This window comes from Aminobacterium sp. EBM-42, from assembly GCF_001896635.1.
In the GTDB taxonomy this organism is placed as follows: Bacteria; Synergistota; Synergistia; order Synergistales; family Aminobacteriaceae; genus Aminobacterium; species Aminobacterium colombiense.
Genome location: NZ_MPPC01000025.1, coordinates 241,020 through 247,279, shown reverse-complemented (window position 1 = coordinate 247,279; position 6,260 = coordinate 241,020). Strand labels below are relative to the sequence as shown.

Annotated in this window: 4 protein-coding genes and 2 pseudogenes; 4 read left to right on the top strand and 2 right to left on the bottom strand. The window is 43.2% G+C overall.

The annotated features are described in order from the left end of the window. Nucleotides 1-204: pseudogene (locus tag BUC50_RS08555) on the bottom strand (DUF6305 family protein); the annotation flags it as partial. 19 nt (nucleotides 205-223) lie between these two features. Next, nucleotides 224-1,840, bottom strand: a pseudogene (locus BUC50_RS08550) (dipeptidase). A 322-nt stretch (nucleotides 1,841-2,162) separates the two neighbouring features. Between BUC50_RS08550 and rpoD the strand changes: the two are divergent. The 4 genes from rpoD to BUC50_RS08530 all read left to right on the top strand — a co-directional run bounded on the left by rpoD (nucleotide 2,163) and on the right by BUC50_RS08530 (nucleotide 6,213). Continuing rightward, nucleotides 2,163-3,296 (top strand): RNA polymerase sigma factor RpoD, encoded by a 1,134-nt coding sequence (gene rpoD, locus BUC50_RS08545; RefSeq protein WP_013049006.1) that lies wholly within the window; start codon nucleotides 2,163-2,165, stop codon nucleotides 3,294-3,296. Between the two features lie 77 nt (nucleotides 3,297-3,373). Continuing rightward, nucleotides 3,374-3,649 (top strand): PQ-loop domain-containing transporter, encoded by a 276-nt coding sequence (locus BUC50_RS08540; protein ID WP_013049005.1) that lies wholly within the window; start codon nucleotides 3,374-3,376, stop codon nucleotides 3,647-3,649. A gap of 24 nt (nucleotides 3,650-3,673) precedes the next feature. Next, the gene (locus BUC50_RS08535; protein ID WP_013049004.1) at nucleotides 3,674-5,845 is read left to right on the top strand and encodes a PAS domain S-box protein; all 2,172 of its coding nucleotides are present in this window, start codon (nucleotides 3,674-3,676) and stop codon (nucleotides 5,843-5,845) included. A 14-nt stretch (nucleotides 5,846-5,859) separates the two neighbouring features. Next, on the top strand, nucleotides 5,860-6,213 hold the full coding sequence (locus BUC50_RS08530; protein WP_013049003.1) for a cupin domain-containing protein: 354 nt from the start codon (nucleotides 5,860-5,862) through the stop codon (nucleotides 6,211-6,213). Nucleotides 6,214-6,260 lie beyond the last annotated feature (47 nt).

The following is a 6,260-nucleotide window of genomic DNA, read 5'->3' as shown; positions in this document are numbered from 1 at the left end:
GTTGCTTTCCACAGGGGTTATTTGAGATTGCATAAGAGACATTTTTACCATGACGGCGCCCGGACTCTGTCCACAGGTAGTTACAATAACAGGAGGTTCAACGGTGGGCATTTCCGCTGCTATTAAAGCCCCAGCAATAGCAAAAAACATAGCGACAAGACATAGTATCGTCATATATAGGACTCTTTTAGGGGGTATTTTCATGAAATTCTCCCTCCTCTGGTTATTTTTTCTTGTTGTTATTATATGCGGATATTAACTGCCAGTTGAGGTCCCACCATGCTTTCTCTGCTTTTTTCATACAGCTTTGCGTATACTCTGTTACATACTTTTGAGCTGCAGCAGGGTCATTTTTAGCGAGGTCAAGGGCTTTCTCATCAATATCAGCCAGCTCCTTGAAAAAAGCTTCTTCAAGAGGCGTTCTGACCTTCACCAGATCTTGTATGGCTTCCTGATAACGATGGTTAACGAGATCATCGGCTAGTATAAAAGCCCATTGGGCAGAACCGAGACTAAAAGCATTACGGTCAAAAACACGCCAGCTCCCAAGGGTTTCTAAAACCCCCGAATAGATTGGGACATAACAGGTAGTATGAGGGTTGTCGTATCCAAACCAGAGCACAGTTCGAACAGGAGCCGGATAACCAGAACGAGCCTAAGAAACAAAACTGTAGGCACAGTCCCATTTTGCTACAGGGCGATTGTATGGAATCTTCAGGAGAGTGCGAAGGTTTTTAGTAACAAAGGGAGTGGCAAGGGGGCTTTTGACCATCTTATCGCCTTCCGGTACCAACCAGGCTGCTTCGGCTGACATGTCAAAGGGTGTCCCTTCCATATGACTTCGTAAAAATGTCATTACATCTTGAACAGATAATTTTTTCTGGGGTTTTATGGCGAAGGGATATGACATGGTTTCTGCGTAGGGATCCCATTCCCGGGTCGGGTCGAGTTGACTGTATATGGTGTAGAGACGGTTGCGGATCCACATGGAGGAAAGGGACCAATCATCGTTTCCGGTGAGGGGAGAGTAGGCCAGCTGCCAGATAAAGGGTTTTCCGCTCGCTGGATCGTACCATCCGAGATCAATGGCTGGCTGCATGTAATCCTTAGAGGCCATAAAGTTCGCCGTATCATTGATGTCCACTTCTCGGATGCGGCTCATGTTGGGAACGACAACGACACAATCATCGGGAACTCTTTGAGCAACCCATACTGCCCCGGGCTTCCCGCTCTCTGGTGTCCACATCATTCCCGAGCTTCGAATCTCAAAGATCCATGCCTCTTCAGAATCTGTAATTGTAAGGCATTCTCCCTCACTTCCGCAGGAAGGAAGGAAACCATATTTTTCCCCTAATTCGCCGATGACCTTAATTGCCTCTCGAGCTGTTTTTGCCCTTTGCAGGGCGAAAACTTCAAGCTGTTCAATAGTCATAATAGCTTTAGCATCGGGGCGGAATGTCTTTAATTCATCCTTTTGTCCAATGGTTGTCTCTCCAATGGCGACTCCATGTTCATTCATAAAGGGGTACCCTACGTGGAAGTATGTATAAGTTTCTTCAACTTGTGGTATTTCACCGATTTTTTTGGGCTCGTAGTCTTCTTCCATAATAATGTTCCAAAACACGTCAGCTTTAGTTCCCGCTGGGTGTTTTTTGCCAGGAATTGTGCGAACCCTTGCATCGTAAAAAGCACCGTCAGCTGTATGACAGGTCATAACGGAGCCGTCTGCGGAAGCATTTTTGCCCACAACAATATCTGTGCAACTCTGGGCGGGAAAAGAAGCAACCACAAGGATAAAAATGGAGAAAAGTACCCATTTTGACCACTTTCTGAAACTCATCACTATTCATCTCCTCTCTTATTTGGGGACATAGGAGGTATATAAGAGCGGATTTGGTGAGAATTACGATATGATTTTTAGAAGAGGATGTTAATTAGGTTAAATTAACATTGATTTTAGTGCTCTTTATTATACACCAATCCAAATTTTTTGGGCAGATATGATATAATATACGTGTATTTTAATTTTCAAAAATTCCTTTAGAAAGAGATCAGGCAACAGTGTATAAGTGTTGGCCTGTTCTTTTTTTGCGCTTTATTGCTTGGGGAAGAGTATGTATAATATCGCTATGTGATAAAACCAGAGGAGGATAATTCTCTTTATGGAGAGCAAAAATAAGCAGACCAAAAGAGACGCTACAAGAGAAGAGCTTGCCACCTACATGGGGAAAGTTCGTGATCTCATCCAGGAGGGCCAGACCAAGGGATTTGTGACTCAGAAAGATATTGAGAAATTTATTCCTGTTGAGTTCTGGAGTGCGGATGTTCTTGAAGACGTTGTTTCAAACCTTATGGAAATGGGAATTGAAGTGACCGAAGAAGAGGGCAAGGAAAGAGCTCAGCACATTGCGGAGGAAGAAGCTCTTGCTCAGCCTGCCGATGGAGAAATCGGGAAGCTGGATGATATTCCTTTGACAGACCCTGTCCGTATGTACTTAAGAGAGATCGGGAAGGTGCCCCTTCTTGAGCCGGCACAGGAAGTGGAGCTTGCAAAGCGAGTGGAGGCAGGGGAAGAAGAGGCGAAGCAACAAATAATAGATGCCAATCTTCGCCTGGTGGTAAGTATTGCCAAAAAATATATAGGACGGGGAATGCTGTTCCTTGATTTGATCCAGGAAGGAAATTTAGGTCTTATCCGGGCTGTTGAGAAATTTGATTATAGAAAGGGCTTTAAATTTAGCACCTATGCTACATGGTGGATTCGCCAGGCCATAACCAGAGCAATTGCGGACCAGGCCAGAACGATCCGAGTACCTGTCCACATGGTGGAAACTATTAATAAAATGGTGAGGGTGTCGAGGCAGCTTGTTCAAAAACTTGGTCGAGAACCTACAGATGAAGAAATTGCGGCAGAAATGGAAATAGAACCGTCTAAAGTAGAGGAGATCAGGCGTATCGCCCAGTTGCCAGTGTCACTTGAAACTCCAATAGGTGAAGAGGAAGACAGCCAGCTTGGGGATTTTATTGAAGACAGGGATTTGCCTAGCCCGGAAGAAGCGGCAGCAAGTCATTTGTTGCATGAGCAGATAGACGAAATGCTTGAGGCCCTTTCAGAGAGGGAACGGGAAGTTCTCCAGTATCGCTTTGGCTTAGAAGATGGCCGTTCCTATACTCTTGAAGAGGTGGGCAAGCGTTTCGGCGTTACACGGGAACGGATTCGCCAAATAGAAGCAAAAGCTTTGCGAAAACTGCGACATCCTAGCCGTAGTAAAAAATTAAGAGATTTTCTTGATTGATAGTTATTAAGTCGCACTTAAGGACGCGCCTTGAAGGCGCGTCTTTTTTGAGCATTTATGCCAAGGAGGGAATATAAGTGGTTATTGGTAAACTTTTCGAAGCTCTCATGGTGGTTTGTTTTGGACTTGCATGGCCAGCATCTATTTATAAGTCATGGAAATCCAGAAGTACTGGTGGTAAAAGTCTGTCTTTTTTAATTATCATTTTAATAGGGTATGCTGCAGGGATTCTTCATGTTATCCTAGACTATGATGGGTTCAACTGGATTATTATTTTATACGGCATGAATGCTATTATGGTGGGAATCGATACATGTTTGTATTTCAGGAACAAAAGGCTTGAAACTCGATAATATAAAGATAAGCAGAGGTGCTTTATGATTGAGTTAGAGCAGAAACTTTCGCAAAAAGAATTGATGCTTCTTGTTGGGGAAGGTTTGGAAAAAGATCCAGCTCTGGAGCGCGTTCTTTTAGAGCGGGATTATTCTATGATCGCTGTTTCTAATCTCGAAGATGCTTCGATAGTGATAAAGCGAAAACCTCCCTTTATAACGTTCGTAAAGCTCTCCCTTGTTACAGACCAGAAAAAATTAGCCCTACTCAAGGGCCCTGAGGATTTTTTCTTCGGAAGAGTTGTTTTCATCGTAGATCTCTTTAGTGATGAGGCCTATCTTTTGGCGCGGGAGATCAAAAGCAGCATTTTTATCTTCCCTCCTTTCGATGGCGAAAAATTACGCTTGCTTTTGAGCACATTGCATCCTGAGAATAAAAACCCCCCGCCTGTCCCTCGCAAAAGCACTCTTAAGAAAAATACTGGTGATATCATACCTATAACACAATGGACACAGGATCTTTCCGCACAAAAGAAGTTTTTAGAAGAAAACATCCCTTTGAAGGCAGAAAAGGATGTACAGGCCTTTTTACTTGAAAACCACCGTCTTCTCCATGCATGCACAGCTCTTACACGTGTTTTAGAGGCAGATAGGAGCACTCTTGACTTCTTTTGCGTTTCGTCCCCGGAGGCTCTTCAGGTTGTTTTTCAAGACTCTTTTTCCAGTAAAAATGCCCATTTTTTTGCGACCCAGTGTGAGGCTCTCTTTGAAGAGAAGAGTTTTTTTCAAAAAAAGATTTTGCTTAACCTCACCGGTAGATCTACCGAATCCCAAATTCTTGTAAGATGGTCAATACCTTTCGATTCAACAGATTACTCGACTGTCCATGTAGTGGCTCTTGATATTTCCACCATTTGTCAAAATCTTAGAGAATTGGAACTTCAGAAGGGAAAATTTGAGAAAATTTTTCAAAGTTCCCCTGCCGGAATAGTCATTTCGGATCCCTCGCTGAAAACCCTTGAGGTAAACAACGCTTTTGTAAAAATGTTTGGGTTTGCCTCTAAAGATGAAGTTATGGGACAATTTCTTGGGGATCTCGTTATACCGCCTAAATATCACGCTCAGTTTCTTTCCATATGTCGAATGGCCCTTGATGGAAAAAGGGTTTTTATAGAAACCCAGCGTCGTCGAAAAGATGGCCGGATAATCGATGTTTTTTTAAATAGCTCCCCTTTGGAAATGCCTGGCGGCATTGCTGCTATCTGCTTTCTCTATATCGATATTTCTGAGAGAAAAAGGGAAGAGATGCTTTTAAAACGAAAACTGAAAATAGAGCAGATGGTTTCTGAAATTTCGGCGGATATTTTGAATTACCCCTCGCTAGAGAGTGCTTTGAGGGGTGCTCTTCCTAAAATGGCGTCATATATCGCAGCTGACCGCGTGAGCCACGTGATTGTGAGGAAAGGGGTCATGCGTTACTCATCAGAATGGTGCCGCCACAATGTTCCCTCTTTAAAAGCTTTGTATGAAGGTGAACGGGAAGCTTTGCCTCTTCAGAAGGATCCCTGGTTCTGCGCAAATCTTGAAACCGGAGACACTTTTAATATAGAATTTGATGAAAAAGCTGGACTAGCAGAAGAAGCCATGGCCATACAAAACTTTATGAGCCGGCATAAAATAGGCTCCTTTCTAGTGATCCCTTACCGTTTTAGGGGAGAGGTGGATGGTTTTATAGTTTTTGAAAAAATTAAAAGTTCTTTCAATTGGACTAATGAGGAAATAGGCCTTTTCAACCTTTTTTCAGAGATGCTCTCCAGCCTTAAGGATAGAGATGCGGCCTACGAAATGCTTCGTCAGGATAGAGAAAAGTATCGCCTTCTTTTTTGGCAGATCAGTGAGCCTTTTATGGTCTTTGACATCATATACGACGAGTTTGGAACCCCATCTGACGTGCGCTTTGTGGAGTTAAATGAACAGGCTAAACGTTTTTTAAAAAAGCATGGATATGATGAAGTGCTGGGCCGCTCTTTTCTTGAGATCTTTCCAGGGGCCGAGAGTGTTTTCAAAGAGAAATTGAATGATGTCATAGCGAAGGAAGAACCCCAAACTTTAAGCTTTTACAATGATCTTTTTAATTGTTCCATGACTATTAGTTATTTCGTTCCCCATAAGGAACAACTCGTTCTTCTTGTTTCTCACACGATGAAAGAGTCATAAAAGGAGGAATAAAAGTGATCATTTGCAAAGATAGGCAACAGAAGCTGAAGAAAGACAATCCTGCTGGAGGTACAGGTTCTCTCCATTGTTTGTATGCTATCCCCAAGGGAGAAGGTTTTTCTGGAAGCTCCTTTTCTATGATTGGAACCATGACCCTTGAACCGGGGGCTTCCATTGGAGCCCATCTGCATGAAAATGACGAGGAGTGCTTCGTTATTTTGTCAGGGGAAGGACTTTACGAAGAAAATGACGGGACATTGCATAAAGTTTGCGCTGGGGACGTGACCCTGACCTTCCGTGGTGAGAGACACGGCTTGAGCAATACAGGTAAAGAGCCCCTTGTTTTTATCGCTATGATCGTTCAATAAGGGAGTAAAAAAGGAGAATCCATTCATGGATTCTCCTATATCCTGCA

What these genes read in the sequence shown, in the direction of transcription:
- rpoD (WP_013049006.1), top strand. Translation starts at nt 2,163, where the DNA reads ATGGAGAGCAAAAATAAGCAGACCAAAAGAGACGCTACAAGAGAAGAG.
- BUC50_RS08535 (WP_013049004.1), top strand. Translation starts at nt 3,674, where the DNA reads ATGATTGAGTTAGAGCAGAAACTTTCGCAAAAAGAATTGATGCTTCTT.